The organism is Clostridioides sp. ES-S-0049-02 (assembly GCF_020658465.1).
GTDB lineage: Bacteria > Bacillota > Clostridia > Peptostreptococcales > Peptostreptococcaceae > Clostridioides.
Genome location: NZ_JACVWG010000094.1, coordinates 1 through 255, shown reverse-complemented (window position 1 = coordinate 255; position 255 = coordinate 1). Strand labels below are relative to the sequence as shown.

At 23.5% G+C, this 255-nt stretch carries 1 protein-coding gene; it reads right to left on the bottom strand.

What is annotated here, in order from left to right; all coding sequences use genetic code 11:
- Positions 1-255, bottom strand: a 255-nt coding sequence (locus IC213_RS20830; protein WP_227863595.1) for a hypothetical protein, incomplete at both ends; no start/stop codon positions are given.

Sequence of the window (255 nt, the reverse complement as noted above, 5' to 3'; positions counted from 1 at the left end):
ACTATTTGTTTTTTTATCAAAGAAATATTCAGACTTGGAGAATCTAAATTTAGGATTAAAAATATTCACACCTCTTTTTAGTGCGTATTCTGTTATTTTAGATGTTTTTTCTATGTTTCCATTATTTATATTTAATAAAACTGAAATAAACTCTAACGGATAATAATATCTAAGATAACCACAAGCATATCCTAGATAAGAATATGGTGTTGAATGATTTAATGAAAATAAATAATCACTTGCATCTATTATTAC